A 16,436-nucleotide genomic window follows, 5' to 3' on the forward strand; every position below is an offset into this window, starting at 1 on the left:
GATCAATGACAAGGGAGCGGCCAGGCCGCTCCCAGCTTTGCCAAATACAAAGGAACTATCGTGGGTAAAATTACCGGCTTCATGGAATTCAAGCGCCAGGACGAGCACTATCTGGAGCCTGCCGCGCGCCTGAAGAACTACAAGGAATTCGTGCTGCACCTGTCGAACGCACAAGCGACCGTGCAGGGTGCGCGCTGCATGGATTGCGGCATTCCTTTCTGCACCACGGGTTGTCCTGTGAATAACATCATTCCCGACTGGAATGACCTGGTCTACCGCGGCGCCTACCGCGAAGCGCTCGATATCTTGCACTCGACCAACAATTTCCCGGAATTTACGGGCCGCATCTGCCCGGCGCCGTGCGAATCGGCTTGCACCCTGGGTATCCACGAAGATCCGGTCGGCATCAAGTCGATCGAGCACAAGATCATCGACATGGGCTGGGAGCACGGCTGGGTCACGCCGCAGCCGGCCAGTTTCAGCACGGGCAAGAAAGTGGCCATCGTCGGTTCCGGCCCCGCCGGCCTGGCGGCGGCGCAGCAGCTGGCGCGCGCCGGCCATGCCGTCACCGTGTTTGAAAAGAGCGACCGGGTCGGTGGCTTGCTGCGTTACGGCATCCCCGACTTCAAGATGGAAAAGTCGCACATCGACTTGCGCGTGAAACAGATGCAAGCCGAAGGCGTGGTGTTCCGCACCAGCGTCCTGGTGGGCAAGGATTTCCCTGCGCATGTGAACAACTGGGCCAAGGAAACCATTTTCCCAGAAGACCTGGAAAAAGAATTCGACGCCGTCATCATGGCCGGTGGCGCCGAGCAGCCGCGCGACTTGCCCGTGCCCGGCCGCGAGTTGAAAGGCGTGCATTTCGCCATGGATTTCCTGCCGCTGCAAAACAAGGTCAACGCGGGCGACAAGCTCAAGGATCAGATCAAGGCCACCGGCAAGCATGTGGTGGTGATCGGCGGCGGCGACACGGGTTCGGATTGCGTGGGCACCTCGAACCGCCATGGCGCCGCCTCGGTGGCCCAGTTCGAACTGATGCCGCAGCCGCCGGAACAGGAAAACAAGCCGCTGGTGTGGCCGTACTGGCCGACCAAGCTGCGCACCTCGTCCTCGCACGAGGAAGGCTGCGAACGCGACTGGGCCGTGGCCACCAAGCGTTTCGAAGGCAAGGGCGGCAAGGTGGAAAAGCTGATCGCCTGCCGCGTCGAATGGAAAGACGGCAAGATGAGCGAAGTGCCGAACTCGGAATTCGAGATGAAGGCCGACCTGGTCTTCCTGGCCATGGGCTTTGTTTCACCAGTGCAACAAGTGCTGGAAGCGTTTGGCGTCGATATGGATGCGCGCGGCAATGTCAAGGCGACAACCGATGGCGAAGGCTGCTACCAGACCTCGGTGGCCAAGGTGTTTGCCGCAGGCGACATGCGCCGTGGCCAGTCGCTGGTGGTATGGGCCATCCGCGAGGGACGCCAATGCGCGCGCGCCGTCGATGCATTCCTGATGGGAGCTTCCTTGCTGCCACGCTAAGCTTTTTTTCTGCTGGGCAAGGCCAGGGCCACGGCGCGCGATGCGTCGTGGCCCTTGTTATTTTGTTCACGCGTGCAGACGGGCGTTTTTTACAAAAAATTATCTGACTTTTGATTCATTAGTGTTGTATTCTCCCCCTGTACAGGGTTGCCCCGAGGGGCGTCTCAGCAGAGATTGGCGTTTCTGCACTACAATACGCCATTGAAAAAAATGAGCTTCGTCGTGCCAAATCTTGTTGAAATCCGTGATTTACACTTTGCCTATGGAGAACGTTCGATCTTATCGGGCCTTCGAATGGATTTCCCACGTGGAAAAGTCGTGGCCGTCATGGGTGGCTCCGGCAGTGGCAAGACGACCGTATTGCGCCTGATCGGCGGACAATTGCGCCCCAATTCGGGCTCCGTCAATGTCGACGGCCAGATCGTGCATACGCTTAAGACCGACCAGCTATATCAGTTGCGCCGCAAGATGGGCATGCTGTTCCAGCACGGCGCGCTGTTTACCGACCTGACGGCGTTCGAGAACGTCGCCTTCCCGCTGCGCGAACATACGGATTTGAATGAAGAGCTGATCCGCACCCTGGTGCTGATGAAGCTGCACGCCGTGGGCCTGCGCAATGCGGCGCAATTGAAGCCAGCCGAGATTTCCGGTGGCATGGGCCGCCGCGTCGCCCTGGCGCGCGCCATCGCGCTCGACCCTGAATTGATCATGTATGACGAGCCGTTTGCCGGCCTCGATCCGATATCCATGGGCGTAACGGCCAATCTGATCCGCAATTTGAACGATGCGCTGGGCTCCACGTCCATCCTGGTATCGCACGATGTGAAGGAGTGTTTCACCATCGCTGATTATGTCTATTTTCTGTCATCGGGCAAGATTGTGGCGCACGGCACGCCGGCCGAGATGGCCGTGTCGACGCATCCGTACGTCAAGCAGTTCGTCAATGCCGAGGCCGATGGCCCCGTACCGTTCCACTATCCGGGCAAGTCGCTGGCCGACGACCTGGGTCTGCACGCGGGGGCGGGCCGATGATCGCGCGTTTCCTGGCGGCTATCGGAGCATGGTTGCGCAGTTCGGTACAAGACCTCGGCTTTGCCGTGCGTTCGTTCTTTATCATCATCGCCTCCTCGGGCGGCGTGTGGCGCCGTCCGCGCCTGGTGATTGAGCAGCTGTTTTTTCTGGGTAACCGCTCGCTGGTGATTACTGCCGTTTCCGGCCTGTTCGTCGGCATGGTGCTGGGGCTGCAGGGTTATTACACCCTGACCACGTACGGCGCCGAACAGTCGCTGGGCTTGCTGGTGGCGCTGTCGCTGACGCGCGAGCTGGGCCCGGTCGTCACGGCGCTGCTGTTTGCGGGCCGCGCCGGCACCTCGCTGACGGCGGAAATCGGCCTGATGAAGGCGGGCGAGCAATTGTCGGCCATGGAAATGATGGCCGTCAACCCGATCCAGCGCGTGCTGGTGCCGCGTTTCTGGGCTGGCGTGATCGCCATGCCGATTTTGGGCGCCATTTTTACGGCCGTCGGCATCATCGGCAGCTATCTGGTCGGCGTGGTGCTGATCGGCGTCGATGAAGGTTCGTTCTGGTCGCAGATGCAAGGCGGCGTGGATGTCTGGAAAGAAGTGGGCAACGGCACCATCAAGAGCCTGGTCTTCGGTATCGCGGTGACGTTCATCGCCCTGTTCCAGGGTTATCAGGCAGAGCCGACGCCGGAAGACGTGTCCGGCGCTACCACCCGCACGGTGGTGATTTCGTCGCTGATGGTGTGGTGGCTCGATTTCATGATGACGGCGTTGATGTTTAGCAAGTAATTGCCGATCAGCGACAAATTTAGCGGCCTGGGCAGTGTTTTGCGCAGGTGGCAGCAAGTAAAAATTATTTAGGATTGTTTATGCAACGTAAATTTTTGGATGTCTGGGTCGGCTTGTTCGTCTTGCTGGGTGTGGCGGCATTGATGTTTCTGGCGCTCAAGGCCGGCAATATGAGCTCGCTGTCGTTCAGCAAGACGTATACCATTAATGCCAAGTTCGACAATATCGGCGGCCTCAAGCCGCAGGCACCCGTCAAGGGGGCCGGCGTGGTGGTAGGACGCGTGTCGGAAATCACGTTTGACGACAAGACTTACCAGGCGCTGGTGAAACTCGACATCGAAGATGGCTACAAATTCCCGAAAGACAGCTCGGCCAAGATTCTGACGGCCGGCTTGCTGGGTGAGCAATATATCGGCCTGGAAGCAGGCGGCGATTTGGCTAACCTGGCAGAGGGCGACAAGATTGCCCGCACTCAATCGGCCACAGTGCTGGAAGACCTGATCAATCAGTTCATCTACAGCAAGGCAGCAGACGGAAAGGACAGCAAATGAGCGAGTCGACCATGCAACCCCGAGGCAGCCTGGCGCGTATCGCGCTGGGCCTGGCCATCGCCGCCACGTTGAGCGCTTGCGCCACCGGCACCAATCCGCGCGACCCGCTCGAAGGTTACAACCGCGCCATGTTCAAATTCAACGATACCGTTGACCAGGTGGCCCTGAAACCGGTCGCCACGGCCTACAAGACGGTCACGCCGTCGTTCGTGCAAACGGGCGTGGGCAACTTTTTCGGCAACTTGTCCGATGTCTGGAGTGCCGTGAACAACTTGCTGCAAGGCAAGGGCGAGGCGGGCTTGCAGGACGTCGTGCGCGTCAGCATGAACTCGACCTTCGGTTTGCTGGGCTTGATCGACATCGCCTCGCAGGCCGGCCTTCCCAAGCACAACGAAGACTTCGGCCAGACCCTGGGCTGGTATGGCGTGCGGCCCGGTCCGTACGTGATGCTGCCACTGCTGGGCCCATCGACCGTGCGCGACACGGTGGCCCTGCCGCTCGATATCACGGGCGACCCATGGCGCTACAAGAATCCGGCGTATGTGCGCAATATCGGCACGGTGACGCGCGTGGTCGACAAGCGCGCCGCGCTGCTCGACGCGACCAACCTGATGGAAGCGGCCGCGCTGGACCGCTATGAATTCATCCGCGACGGCTTCCTGCAAGCACGTGAAAGCAAGGTTTTCGATGGCGACACGGACCGCCGCGACCGCAAGTTGCCAAAAAACGACACCAGCGATTACGAACCTGAATACGACGCGAGACCGCAGTCGGCCCCGGCAGAAGCACCGCCCGCCACGGCTACCGCCCAGCTTGTGCCTGCCGACCTCGTAACATCTGGTAGCAATACCGTTGCTGCCGAGGCCAGGCCGCAAGAGTAAACTGGACGCAAGAACACCACGGCTGCGATCAACGCCAGCCGGTGCATAGCAATACCATGAAAGGTTAAACCATGAAATTGATGAAACAACTGCTGGCGATGGCCACCATCGCCTTTGCTGCCGCCGCCCAGGCCGCGGCCGCCGTGGAAGCGCCGGATGTGTTGGTAAAACGCATCAGCCAGGACGTGATCGAGACGGCCAAGGCAGACAAGTCCATCCAGGCTGGCGACATCAAGCGCGTCACCGAATTGGTGGAAAGCAAGATCTTGCCGTACGTGGATTTCCAGCGCATGACGGCCCTGGCCGCCGGCCGCTACTGGCGCGATGCTACGCCGGAGCAGCAAAAGCAACTGGCCGCGGAATTCCGTAGCCTGCTGATTTACACGTATTCGGGCGCCCTGTCGCAAATCAAGAACGAAACCGTGGAATTCAAGCCGCTGCGCGCCGATGCTGGCGACACGGAAGTGGAAGTGCGCTCGCAAGTGAACATGGCGCGCGGCGAACCCGTGCCCCTGAACTACCGTGTGGCGAAAACCCCGTCCGGCTGGAAGATCTATGACATCAACGTGCTGGGCGCGTGGCTGGTGGAAACCTACAAGAGCAGCTTTGCCAGCGAGATCAGCAAGGGCGGCATCGATGGCCTGATCAAGACCTTGGCCGCGAAAAACAAGGCCCTGGCAAGCCGTCCTGCTGCCAAAGCCAAATAATCGGCTATCATATAGCTCCGACTCAGCTACAGACCAGCGCAGCCCTACGCCATGCCCGACTCTCTCGACACCTTGCAGTCCCTGACTTCCCTGACCGTGCTCAATGCCAGCTCGGCATTGGAGCAGGGTCTGGACGCCATCCGCTCGGGCCAGACCAGGTTTGACTTGCGCAACGTCAAGGCCGTCGATTCGGCGGCCGTTTCCGTCATGCTGACGTGGCAGCGCGCGGCGCAGAATGCCGGCGGCGTGCTGGAACTGAAAAACCTGCCGGACAACCTGAAAAAACTCACCAAGCTGTATGGCGTCTGCTCGCTCGTCTCGAGCACCGTGAGCGCCGACGACTGCGCCAGCGCCGGCGGCCACGCTGAACGCGGCCCTTCCGACCTGCATCATCATTGATCCTGTCCCACTCCCCGCATCAGCAGTAGCTTTCAAGCCGGCAGGCCAGCAGCGCCGCCGGATTGATCTCCAAGTGTTCCACGAATTTTCCAACTATAATTGACTGTTGCGCTACCCTCTGCGGAAGGGGCGCCCTGCCCCGGTCTGTCGGCCTGTATCTGCCCCCGACAAACGGCGCATCACACCAGACGCATTACACTTGAAACAAGCACATGACCGCAATTCAAATAACGAATGTAGAAAAGAGCTATAAAGCGCTCAAGGCGCTGGGCGGCGTGTCGCTGGCCATCGAGGAAGGTGAATTCTTTGGCCTGCTCGGTCCCAACGGCGCCGGCAAGACCACCCTCATTTCCATCATCGCCGGCCTGATACGGCCCGATGCGGGCACTGTCAAGATCCACGGCCACGACGTGGTCAAGGACTTCCGCAATGCGCGCCGCAACCTGGGCGTGGTGCCGCAGGAACTGGTATTCGACCCGTTCTTCACCGTGCGCGAGACCCTGCGCCTGCAGTCCGGCTACTTCGGCCTGCCGAACAACGACAAGTGGATCGACGAGGTCATGGAAAACCTCGACCTCACCGGCAAGGCCGACACGAATATGCGCGCCCTGTCCGGCGGCATGAAGCGCCGCGTGCTGGTGGCGCAGGCGCTGGTGCACAAGCCGCCCGTCATCGTGCTCGATGAACCGACCGCCGGCGTCGACGTGGAACTGCGCCAGACCCTGTGGAAGTTCATCTCGCGCCTGAACCGCGAAGGCGGCCACACCGTCGTGCTGACCACCCACTACCTGGAAGAGGCGCAAGCCATGTGCCAGCGCGTGGCCATGCTCAAGACGGGCAAGGTGGTGGCGCTCGACACCATGTCGGCCCTGATCCGCCGCATCGCCGGCTCGCAGTTGCTGGTGCACCTGAAGCACGGCACACTGCCTGCCGACCTGCAGCACCTGGTGCTGCACCCGGAAGAACAGCAGGCGCCGAACAAATTCAGCCTGCGCGTGAACGAATACAGCGAAGTCGAAAAAATCCTTGCCCGCCTGCGCGAAGCGGGTGCCGAGATCGACGAAATGCAATTGCAACAAGCCGATCTGGAAGATATCTTCTTGCAGATCATGGATAAAGGTACCGTATGATTTCGACAGGATTTCGCACCCTCGTCTACAAAGAGACTTTGCGCTTCTGGAAAGTGGCGACGCAAACCGTGGCCGCTCCCGTGCTCACGTCGATGCTGTACCTGCTGGTGTTCGGCCATGTGCTGGACGGCCGCGTGGAACCGAGCCCCGGCGTCAGCTACACGGCGTTCCTGATTCCCGGCCTGGTGATGATGAGCGTGCTGCAAAACGCCTTCGCCAATTCCTCGTCCTCGCTGATCCAGTCGAAGATCACGGGCAACCTGGTGTTCGTGCTGCTCACGCCATTGTCGCACTGGGAAATCTTCTCGGCGTATGTACTCGCTTCCGTCGCACGCGGCCTGGCCGTGGGCTTTGGCGTATTTGCCATTACCTGCTGGTTCGCCGACCTGGCGTTTGTCGCGCCGCTGTGGATCGTCATCTTTGCCTTCCTGGGCGCCGCCATGCTGGGCACCATGGGCCTGATCGCCGGCATCTGGGCCGAAAAATTCGACCAGCTGGCCGCCTTCCAGAATTTCCTGATCATGCCGGCCACCTTTTTGTCGGGCGTGTTCTATTCGATCCACTCGCTGCCCCCGTTCTGGCAGACTGTGTCGCACCTGAACCCCTTCTTTTACATGATCGACGGCTTCCGCTACGGCTTCTTCGGCACCTCCGACGTCAGCCCCTGGCTGAGTCTTACCATCGTCGCCGGCTTCCTCGTGATCCTGGCGCTGGTATCGATCCGCTTGCTGAAAAGCGGCTATCGTTTGCGTCACTAGTTACGACACTAATTGCGGCGCCACTGATTGCGGCACATCACACACTACATTATTCAATATCAAGGACTTATCGTGACCACCACTCCAGAACTGATCCACGGCTACCTGTCGGCCGGCCTCGAATGCACGCACCTCGAAGTGGAGGGCGATGGCCAGCACTTCCAGGCCGTCATCGTCTCGCCCGCGTTTGTCGGCAAGCGTTTGATCGCCCGTCACCAGATCGTCTACGCGGCGCTGGGCGACCGCATGCGCGAAGAAATCCACGCGCTGTCGATGAAAACCCTGACACCTGAAGAATACCAAGGATAAGCACATGGACAAACTCCTGATCAACGGCGGCAACCGCCTGAACGGCGACATCGCCATCTCCGGCGCGAAGAACGCTGCCCTGCCTATCCTGTGCGCCGGTCTCCTGACGGCGGGCGACCTGGACCTCTCCAATGTGCCGCACCTGCACGACGTCGCCACCATGCTCAAGCTGCTGGGCCAGACGGGCCTGAAAGTGCAGCACGACGGCGACCGCGTGGTCTTGAACGGCAGCGCCATCACCTCCCTGGAAGCGCCGTATGAACTGGTGAAAACCATGCGCGCCTCGATCCTGGTGCTGGGCCCCATGCTGGCGCGCTTCGGTGAAGCCAAGGTGTCCTTGCCGGGCGGCTGCGCCATCGGTTCGCGCCCGGTCGACCAGCACATCAAGGGCCTGGAAGCGCTGGGCGCCGAAATCCGCATTGAAGCGGGCTACATCTACGCCAAGTGCGCCAAGCTCAAAGGCGCGCGCATCGTCACCGACATGATCACCGTCACCGGCACCGAGAACCTGCTGATGGCCGCGACCCTGGCCGAAGGCGAGACCATCCTGGAAAACGCCGCCTGCGAACCGGAAGTGACCGACCTGGCGCACCTGCTGGTGGCCATGGGCGCGAAGATCGACGGCATCGGCACCAGCCGCCTGGTGATCCAGGGCGTCGATGCGCTGCATGGCGCCTCGCACGCGGTCATCGCCGACCGTATCGAAACGGGCACCTTCCTGTGCGCCGTGGCGGCCACCGGTGGCGATATCACCCTGCGCAACGTGCGCACCGACATCCTCGATGCGGCGCTCGACAAGCTGCGCGCCATGGGCCTGACGATGACCTTCGGCGCCGACTGGATCCGCGCCGAGATGTCGGCCCGTCCGAACCCCGTCAGCTTCCGCACCACGGAATATCCGGGCTTCCCGACCGACATGCAGGCGCAGTTCATGGCCGTCAATACCATCGCCAATGGCGCCAGCCGCGTCACCGAGACGATTTTCGAGAACCGTTTCATGCACGTGCAGGAAATGAACCGCCTGGGCGCCGACATCACCATCGAAGGCAACACGGCCATCATCGCCGGCGTCAAGCAGCTGCGCGGCGCGCCCGTGATGGCGACCGACCTGCGCGCTTCGGCCTCGCTGGTGATCGCGGCCCTGGCCGCCGATGGCGAAACGCTGATCGACCGCATTTATCACCTCGACCGCGGCTACGACCGCATGGAAGTGAAGCTGTCGGCCGTGGGCGCGAACATTGTTCGTATCAAGTAAAAAGAAGAAAAGGAACAAGCATGAACGGATCGAACAACGGCGACAACTCCCAGCTGATACTGGCGCTGTCGAAGGGCCGCATTTTTGAGGACACCATGCCGCTGCTGGAAGCGGCCGGCATCAAGGTGCTGGAAAACCCGGAGACGTCGCGCAAGCTGATTTTGGCCACCAACGATCCGAACGTGCGCGTCATCATCGTGCGCGCCAGCGACGTGCCAACCTATGTGCAGTACGGCGCGGCCGACTTTGGCGTGGCGGGCAAGGATGTCTTGCTCGAACACGGCGGCGAAGGCCTGTACCAGCCGATCGACCTGAATATCGCCGCCTGCCGCATGTCGGTGGCGGTGCAGGCCGGTTTTGACTACGAAAAGGCCGTCCACCAGGGCGCGCGCCTGCGCGTGGCCACCAAGTTCGTGCACACGGCGCGCGAGCATTTCGCCGCCAAGGGCGTGCACGTCGACCTGATCAAGCTGTATGGTTCGATGGAGCTGGCGCCGCTGGTGGGCCTGTCCGACGCCATCGTCGACCTGGTCAGCACGGGCAGCACCTTGCGCGCGAACAACCTCGTCGAGGTCGAGCACATCATGGAAATCTCGTCGCGCCTGGTGGTCAACCAGGCAGCGCTCAAGCTCAAGCGCGAGCGCTTGCAGCCGATCATCGAGGCGTTCGAACGCGCTTCGCAGAGCAGATAAACAGCAGGGAGACGATTATGCCGATACAGATACGCAAGCTCGATTCAAGCCAGGAAGGTTTCCAACAATCGCTCGATACGCTGCTGGCGTTCGAGGCGGGTACCGATGCAGCGATTGAAACGTCGGTCGAAAAAATCCTGGCCGATGTGAAAACGCGGGGCGACGCCGCCGTGCTGGAATACACCAACCGTTTCGACCGCATCCCGCATGGCGGCGCGGCGGAAATGGCGGCCTTTGATATTTCGCAAGCCGAATTACAGGCAGCCTTGAACGGCTTGCCGTCGGCCCAGCGCGAAGCGTTGCAGATTGCCGCGCAGCGCATCCGCGCCTTCCACGAACGCCAGCGCGAAGAACTGCGCGGTTTTAGCTACACCGAACCCGATGGCACGGTGCTGGGGCAGAAGATCACGCCGCTCGACCGCGTCGGCATCTATGTCCCGGGCGGCAAGGCCGCCTACCCATCGTCGGTGCTGATGAACGCCATTCCCGCGCATGTGGCGGGCGTGGGCGAAATCATCATGGTAGTGCCGACGCCGGACGGCGTGAAGAACCAGATGGTGCTGGCCGCCGCCGCGATTGCCGGCGTGACGCGCGTGATCACCATCGGCGGCGCGCAAGCCGTTGGCGCGCTGGCCTACGGCACGCAGACGATAGGCGCCGTGGATAAAATCGTCGGCCCGGGCAACGCCTATGTGGCCGCTGCCAAGCGCCGCGTGTTTGGCATTGTCGGCATCGACATGATCGCCGGGCCGTCGGAAATCCTGGTGCTGTGCGACGGCACCACGGACCCGGACTGGGTCGCCATGGATCTGTTCTCGCAGGCCGAGCACGACGAGCTGGCGCAAGCGATTCTGCTGTGCCCCGACGCCGATTACATCGCCAGGGTCGAAGAAAGCATCCAAAAGCTGCTGCCGACGATGCCGCGCCAGGCCACCATCAGCACCTCGCTGGCCGACCGCGGCGCCCTGATCAAGGTGCGCAGCATGGAAGAGGCGTGTGAAATCGCCAACGCCATCGCCGCAGAACACCTGGAAATCTCGGCGGAAAACCCGCAGCAGTGGGCCGAGCAGATCCGTCATGCGGGTGCCATGTTCCTGGGCCGCTTCTCGTCCGAATCGCTGGGCGACTATTGCTGCGGTCCCAATCACGTGCTGCCGACGTCGCGCACGGCGCGCTTTTCCTCGCCGCTGGGGGTGTATGACTTCCAGAAGCGTTCGTCCATCATTCATGTCAGTGAGGCGGGCGCGCAAACCCTGGGCCGTGTCGCCGCCACCCTGGCGTATGGCGAAGGCTTGCAAGCCCACGCGCGCAGTGCCGAACTGCGCCTGAAGCCGCAGCCATGATGGCAGCGGCGGAGCGGCCGGACTGGGTCAACCAGGTTTATTGCGAAGACGCGCTGGCGGGCCTGGCGCGCATTCCCGATGGCTCGGTGGACCTGATCCTGACGGACCCGCCGTACAACCTGGGCAAGGATTACGGCAATACCTCGGACCAGCAGTCGGTGGCGGACTACCTGCGCTGGACGGAGCAATGGATCGATGCGGCGCTGCCCAAGCTGAAAGCCAACGGCAGCCTGTATATTTTTCTCACCTGGCGCTATTCGCCGGAGATCTTCGTCATGCTGAAACAGCGCATGGCGATGATGAACGAAATCATCTGGGACCGCCGCGTGCCGTCCATGGGCGGCAGCGTGCGCAGCTTTTCATCGGTGCACGACACCATCGGCTTCTTCGTCAAGCGCAAGGATTACTACTTCGACCTTGACGCGGTGCGCATCGCCTACGACGCGGCCACCAAGAAAGCCCGTTCGCGCTCGATCTTCATCGGCGCGAAATGGCTGGAAGTGGGCTACAACCCGAAAGACTTGTGGAGCGTGTCGCGCCTGCACAAGGAACACCCGGAGCGGGCCGACCACCCGACGCAAAAGCCGCTTGAAATCATCGAGCGCATGGTCAAGGCTTCGTGCCCGCCCGGTGGCGTGGTGCTCGACCTGTTCATGGGCAGCGGCACGACGGCGCTGGCGGCGAAGCGCTGCGGGCGCGATTTCGTCGGTTTTGAATTGAATCCCGATTACTGCGCCGTCATCGAACAGCGCTTGGCGGTGCTGGAACGGGACATGCACGCGCCACCCGCAGTGCCTGCCGAAAAAAAGGCGCCGGCCAAGCGCCGCGCGGCAGCGGCCGCGCCGAAGGCGGCCAAGGCGGCGGCGAAAAAGCCGGCAGCGGCGAAGCAGGCACCGGCAGTGAAAAAAGCCCCGGCCCGCAAGGCGCGCAGCGCTGCCATGCCGGAAGACGTGGCCCTGTAGCGCGGCCCTTTAGTTCCCCTATTTTATTCAGGAGTGTTTGCAGCAATGTCTTTCCTCGATCAGTTAATCAGCAACACCGTGCGGCCCGATGTGCGGGCCATTGGCAGCTATCAGGTAGCTGATGCCAGCGGCTATATCAAGCTCGATGCGATGGAAAACCCGTATCTGCTGCCGCAGCACTTGCGCGATGCACTGGGCGTGCGCCTGGCCGGCGCGGTGCTGAACCGCTATCCGCCTTCCTATGCCAGCCTGCAGGCGGCCATTTGCGCCAAGCTCGGCGTGCCAGCCGGCTACGACGTCATGCTGGGCAACGGCTCCGATGAACTGATCTCGATCCTGGCCATGGCCTGCGCGCACCAGGAGCGGGACCGCCGCGCCGTGCTGCTGGCACCCGTGCCCGCCTTCGTCATGTATGGCCGCTCGGCGCAGTTTGCCGGCATGGACTTCGTCGGCGTGCCCCTGCAGCCCGACTTCAGCCTGGACATGGACGCCATGCTGGCGGCGATTGAAAAGCACCGCCCGGCGCTGGTCTTCCTGGCCTACCCGAACAATCCGACCGGCAACCTGTTTGCCAGCGCCGATATCGAGCGCATCCTTGCCGCCCTGGGCGACACCGGCATCGCCGTCGTCGACGAAGCCTATGAACCGTTCGCGAAGCAGAGCTTCATGGGCCGCCTGCCCGAGTTCGAGAACCTGGTGGTGATGCGCACCGTGTCGAAACTGGGCCTGGCCGGCATCCGCCTGGGCTATATGTCGGCCGCGCCGGCCCTGCTGGAACAGTTCGAGAAAGTGCGTCCGCCGTACAATGTCAATGTGCTGACGCAGGCGGCAGCCGAATTCGCGCTTGAGCACCTCGAGGTGTTGAATGCGCAGGCAGCCCTGCTCAACAGCGCGCGCGACGAACTGGCGCTGCGCCTGGCAGAATTGCCCGGCGTGACGGTATTTCCCTCGAAGGCAAATTTTCTTCTGATTCGTGTGGCTGATGCCGACGATGTTTGCGCAAAACTGCTTGCCCGCAGGGTTTTAATTAAAAATATGCGTAAAATGCATGCTGTGCTGGCCAATTGCCTGCGCATCAGCGTCAGCACCCCGGAAGAGAATTCCCTTTTTTTCGATGCCTTCAAGGCATCCCTCGTTTAGCTAATCGCCAGAGTCCCTCCATGAACCGCACCGCAGAAATCACGCGTAACACCAATGAGACGCAAGTTCGCGTCGCCCTCAATCTTGACGGCACCGGCCAGCAAAAGCTGAATACCGGCGTGCCTTTCCTCGACCATATGCTGGACCAGATCGCCCGCCACGGCTTGATCGACCTGGACATTGAAGCGACGGGCGACGTGCATATCGACAACCACCACACGGTGGAAGACGTCGGCATCACCCTGGGCATGGCAGTGGCCAAGGCCATCGGCGACAAGAAGGGCATCCGCCGCTACGGCCATGCCTACGTGCCGCTGGACGAGGCGCTGTCGCGCGTGGTGCTCGATTTCTCGGGCCGCCCGGGCATCGAATACCACATTCCGTTTACGCGCGCCATGATCGCCGGCTTCGACGTCGACCTGACGCTGGAATTTTTCCGCGGCTTCGTCAACCATGCCGGCGTGACCTTGCATATCGACAACTTGCGCGGCACGAATGCCCACCATCAATGCGAAACCGTGTTCAAGGCTTTTGGCCGCGCGCTGCGCATGGCTGCCGAGCTCGATGAGCGCGCGGCCGGCATCATTCCATCGACCAAGGGCAGCCTGTAAGCGCCGCCCTCGATACACTGTAGATTCTGAGATCAAACACATGAAGAAAATTGTGGTGGTGGATTACGGCATGGGCAATTTGCGCTCGGTGGCGCAAGCGCTGCGCGCCGTCGCGCCCGAAGCCGATGTGCGTATTTCCGGCGTGCCGGCCGATATCGACAGCGCCGACCGCATCGTCCTGCCGGGCCAGGGCGCGATGCCCGACTGCATGCGCAGCCTGCGCGAATCAGGTGTGCAGGAAGCGCTGCTGCGCGCTGCCGCCAGCAAGCCCGTGCTGGGCGTGTGCATCGGCGAGCAAATGCTGTTCGAGCGTAGCGAAGAGGGCGATGCAGCCGGTTTGGGCTTGCTGCCAGGCAAAGTCGTGCGTTTCCAGCTCGACGGCCAAGTGCAGCAAGACGGCTCGCGCTTCAAGGTGCCGCAAATGGGCTGGAACCAGGTGCGGCAAACGGCGTCCCATGTGATGTGGGATGGCATTGCCGACAATGCTTATTTTTACTTTGTGCACAGTTATTTTGCTCAGCCTCAAGTGGCAGAACACACGGTCGGCGAGACTGTCTACGGTGCGCCGTTTGCCTGCGCCGTCGCCCGTGATAATATTTTCGCGACACAGTTTCATCCTGAAAAAAGCGCTGCCGCTGGCTTGCAGCTGTACAAGAACTTCGTTCACTGGCAACCTTGACGTTCCTTATTGACGTACCTTCGTGACCTTTCCGGCTTTTTTTCGCTCCTCACTCACTCATACACCACACTGACCATGCTGCTTATTCCCGCCATCGACCTGAAAGACGGTCACTGCGTACGCCTGAAACAAGGCGATATGGAACTTGCCACCGTATTTTCCGAAAACCCGGCCGACATGGCCCTCCATTGGCTCAAGCAAGGCGCGCGCCGCCTGCACCTGGTCGACCTGAACGGCGCCTTTGCCGGCAAGCCGAAGAACGAAGGCGCCGTCAAATCCATCCTGAAGGCCGTGCAGGATTTCGCCCTGGAGCATGACATCGAGGAAATCCCCGTGCAGCTGGGCGGCGGCATCCGCGACCTCGACACCATCGAACGCTACCTGGACGCTGGCATCAGCTACGTCATCATCGGCACGGCGGCCGTGAAAAACCCCGGTTTCCTGCACGATGCCTGCAGCGCTTTCCCGGGCCACATCATCGTCGGCCTCGATGCCAAGGATGGCAAAGTGGCAACGGATGGCTGGAGCAAGATGTCGGGCCACGAAGTGATCGACCTGGCCAAGAAATTCGAGGCGTATGGCGTCGAATCGATCATCTACACGGACATTGGCCGCGACGGCATGATGGGCGGCATCAATATCGAAGCCACCGTCAAGCTGGCGCAAGCGGTCAAGATCCCCGTCATCGCTTCGGGCGGCCTGCATAATATCGGCGACGTGGAAGCGCTGTGCGCGGTCCAGGCCGAAGGCATCGAAGGCGTGATCTGCGGCCGCTCCATCTATGAAGGCACGATCGACCTGGCGCAGGCGCAAGAACGCGCCGACGAGCTGACCGACGCCGCCGTTTAAGCCAGCCCGGCCGGGGCGTGCGTGCGCATGCCCTGGCCTGGCGACAATCTGGATACCATCATGCTTGCAAAACGTATCATCCCCTGCCTCGACGTGACCAATGGCCGCGTCGTCAAAGGCGTCAATTTCACGCAATTGCGCGACGCCGGCGACCCGGTGGAAATTGCCCGCCGTTATGACGAGCAGGGCGCCGATGAAATCACTTTTCTCGATATTACTGCCTCGAGCGACAACCGCGGTTTGATCTTCGACATCATCGAAGCGGTGGCGTCGCAAGTATTCATTCCGCTGACGGTGGGCGGCGGCGTGCGCGTGGTGGAAGACGTGCGCCGCCTGCTCAACGCGGGCGCCGACAAGGTCAGCATCAACACCTCGGCCGTGACGAATCCGCAGCTGGTGTTTGAGGCATCGCAAAAGCACGGCTCGCAATGCATCGTCGTGGCCATCGATGCCAAGCAAGTGTCGCCCGGCAAGTGGGAAGTATTTACCCACGGCGGACGCAATGCCACGGGCCTCGATGCGTTCGAATGGGCGCGTAAAATGGAAAGCCTGGGTGCGGGGGAAATCTTGCTCACCAGCATGGACCGCGACGGCACCAAGGTAGGCTTCGACCTGGGACTGACGCGCGGCGTGTCCGACGCCGTGGGCATTCCCGTCATCGCCTCGGGCGGCGTGGGCGGCTTGCAGGATCTGGTCGACGGCATCAAGGTGGGCCGCGCGGATGCCGTGCTGGCCGCCAGCATCTTCCACTATGGCCAGCACACGGTGCAGGAAGCCAAGCGTTTCATGGCGCAGCAGGGCATTCCCATGCGCCTGGCGTAAAGAAGTCAGAAGG

General features: G+C 61.5%; 19 protein-coding genes. All 19 read left to right on the forward strand.

What is annotated here, in order from left to right; translation table 11 throughout:
- Positions 1-60: 60 nt before the first annotated feature.
- A complete protein-coding gene (locus tag ACQ4W6_RS17975) occupies positions 61-1,524 on the forward strand; it encodes a glutamate synthase subunit beta (protein WP_436568537.1) in 1,464 nt (487 codons plus the stop codon).
- 222 nt (positions 1,525-1,746) lie between these two features.
- The gene (locus tag ACQ4W6_RS17980; RefSeq protein WP_436568538.1) at positions 1,747-2,556 is read left to right on the forward strand and encodes an ABC transporter ATP-binding protein; all 810 of its coding nucleotides are present in this window, start codon (positions 1,747-1,749) and stop codon (positions 2,554-2,556) included.
- The gene (mlaE, locus tag ACQ4W6_RS17985; RefSeq protein WP_436568539.1) at positions 2,553-3,335 is read left to right on the forward strand and encodes a lipid asymmetry maintenance ABC transporter permease subunit MlaE; all 783 of its coding nucleotides are present in this window, start codon (positions 2,553-2,555) and stop codon (positions 3,333-3,335) included. Before ACQ4W6_RS17980 ends, mlaE begins: the two co-directional genes overlap by 4 nt.
- Before the next feature lie 80 nt (positions 3,336-3,415).
- Positions 3,416-3,886: an outer membrane lipid asymmetry maintenance protein MlaD gene (mlaD, locus tag ACQ4W6_RS17990; protein WP_436568540.1), complete on the forward strand. Its 471-nt coding sequence runs from the start codon at positions 3,416-3,418 to the stop codon at positions 3,884-3,886.
- On the forward strand, positions 3,883-4,767 hold the full coding sequence (locus tag ACQ4W6_RS17995; protein ID WP_436568541.1) for an MlaA family lipoprotein: 885 nt from the start codon (positions 3,883-3,885) through the stop codon (positions 4,765-4,767). Before mlaD ends, ACQ4W6_RS17995 begins: the two co-directional genes overlap by 4 nt.
- A gap of 71 nt (positions 4,768-4,838) precedes the next feature.
- Positions 4,839-5,474: an MlaC/ttg2D family ABC transporter substrate-binding protein gene (locus ACQ4W6_RS18000; protein WP_436568542.1), complete on the forward strand. Its 636-nt coding sequence runs from the start codon at positions 4,839-4,841 to the stop codon at positions 5,472-5,474.
- Between the two features lie 51 nt (positions 5,475-5,525).
- The gene (locus ACQ4W6_RS18005; protein ID WP_436568543.1) at positions 5,526-5,873 is read left to right on the forward strand and encodes an STAS domain-containing protein; all 348 of its coding nucleotides are present in this window, start codon (positions 5,526-5,528) and stop codon (positions 5,871-5,873) included.
- 212 nt (positions 5,874-6,085) lie between these two features.
- Positions 6,086-7,003, forward strand: coding sequence for an ABC transporter ATP-binding protein (locus ACQ4W6_RS18010; protein WP_436568544.1), 918 nt, complete (start codon positions 6,086-6,088; stop codon positions 7,001-7,003).
- Entirely contained in the window at positions 7,000-7,761 is a 762-nt protein-coding gene (locus ACQ4W6_RS18015) for an ABC transporter permease (RefSeq protein ID WP_436568545.1), read from the forward strand. The genes ACQ4W6_RS18010 and ACQ4W6_RS18015 overlap by 4 nt, the downstream gene beginning before the upstream one ends.
- Before the next feature lie 72 nt (positions 7,762-7,833).
- Positions 7,834-8,070 carry a BolA family protein gene (locus ACQ4W6_RS18020; protein WP_436568546.1) on the forward strand — a complete coding sequence of 79 codons (237 nt, stop codon included), beginning with the start codon at positions 7,834-7,836 and terminating at the stop codon, positions 8,068-8,070.
- A gap of 4 nt (positions 8,071-8,074) precedes the next feature.
- The gene (murA, locus tag ACQ4W6_RS18025) at positions 8,075-9,325 is read left to right on the forward strand and encodes a UDP-N-acetylglucosamine 1-carboxyvinyltransferase (RefSeq protein ID WP_436568547.1); all 1,251 of its coding nucleotides are present in this window, start codon (positions 8,075-8,077) and stop codon (positions 9,323-9,325) included.
- A 20-nt stretch (positions 9,326-9,345) separates the two neighbouring features.
- On the forward strand, positions 9,346-10,017 hold the full coding sequence (hisG, locus tag ACQ4W6_RS18030; protein ID WP_436568548.1) for an ATP phosphoribosyltransferase: 672 nt from the start codon (positions 9,346-9,348) through the stop codon (positions 10,015-10,017).
- Positions 10,018-10,034: 17 nt separating this feature from the next.
- A complete protein-coding gene (hisD, locus tag ACQ4W6_RS18035) occupies positions 10,035-11,360 on the forward strand; it encodes a histidinol dehydrogenase (protein WP_436568549.1) in 1,326 nt (441 codons plus the stop codon).
- Positions 11,357-12,322 carry a DNA-methyltransferase gene (locus ACQ4W6_RS18040; protein WP_436568550.1) on the forward strand — a complete coding sequence of 322 codons (966 nt, stop codon included), beginning with the start codon at positions 11,357-11,359 and terminating at the stop codon, positions 12,320-12,322. Before hisD ends, ACQ4W6_RS18040 begins: the two co-directional genes overlap by 4 nt.
- Positions 12,323-12,367: 45 nt before the next feature.
- On the forward strand, positions 12,368-13,462 hold the full coding sequence (gene hisC / locus ACQ4W6_RS18045; RefSeq protein ID WP_436568551.1) for a histidinol-phosphate transaminase: 1,095 nt from the start codon (positions 12,368-12,370) through the stop codon (positions 13,460-13,462).
- Positions 13,463-13,482: 20 nt separating this feature from the next.
- The gene (gene hisB, locus ACQ4W6_RS18050) at positions 13,483-14,073 is read left to right on the forward strand and encodes an imidazoleglycerol-phosphate dehydratase HisB (RefSeq protein ID WP_010402123.1); all 591 of its coding nucleotides are present in this window, start codon (positions 13,483-13,485) and stop codon (positions 14,071-14,073) included.
- A gap of 40 nt (positions 14,074-14,113) precedes the next feature.
- On the forward strand, positions 14,114-14,752 hold the full coding sequence (gene hisH / locus ACQ4W6_RS18055; protein ID WP_436568552.1) for an imidazole glycerol phosphate synthase subunit HisH: 639 nt from the start codon (positions 14,114-14,116) through the stop codon (positions 14,750-14,752).
- Positions 14,753-14,827: 75 nt separating this feature from the next.
- Entirely contained in the window at positions 14,828-15,601 is a 774-nt protein-coding gene (gene hisA, locus ACQ4W6_RS18060) for a 1-(5-phosphoribosyl)-5-[(5-phosphoribosylamino)methylideneamino]imidazole-4-carboxamide isomerase (protein WP_436568553.1), read from the forward strand.
- Positions 15,602-15,661: 60 nt separating this feature from the next.
- Positions 15,662-16,423: an imidazole glycerol phosphate synthase subunit HisF gene (gene hisF / locus ACQ4W6_RS18065; RefSeq protein ID WP_436568554.1), complete on the forward strand. Its 762-nt coding sequence runs from the start codon at positions 15,662-15,664 to the stop codon at positions 16,421-16,423.
- Positions 16,424-16,436 lie beyond the last annotated feature (13 nt).

Source organism: Janthinobacterium woesei, from assembly GCF_051380875.1.
Classification (GTDB): Bacteria; Pseudomonadota; Gammaproteobacteria; order Burkholderiales; family Burkholderiaceae_D; genus Janthinobacterium.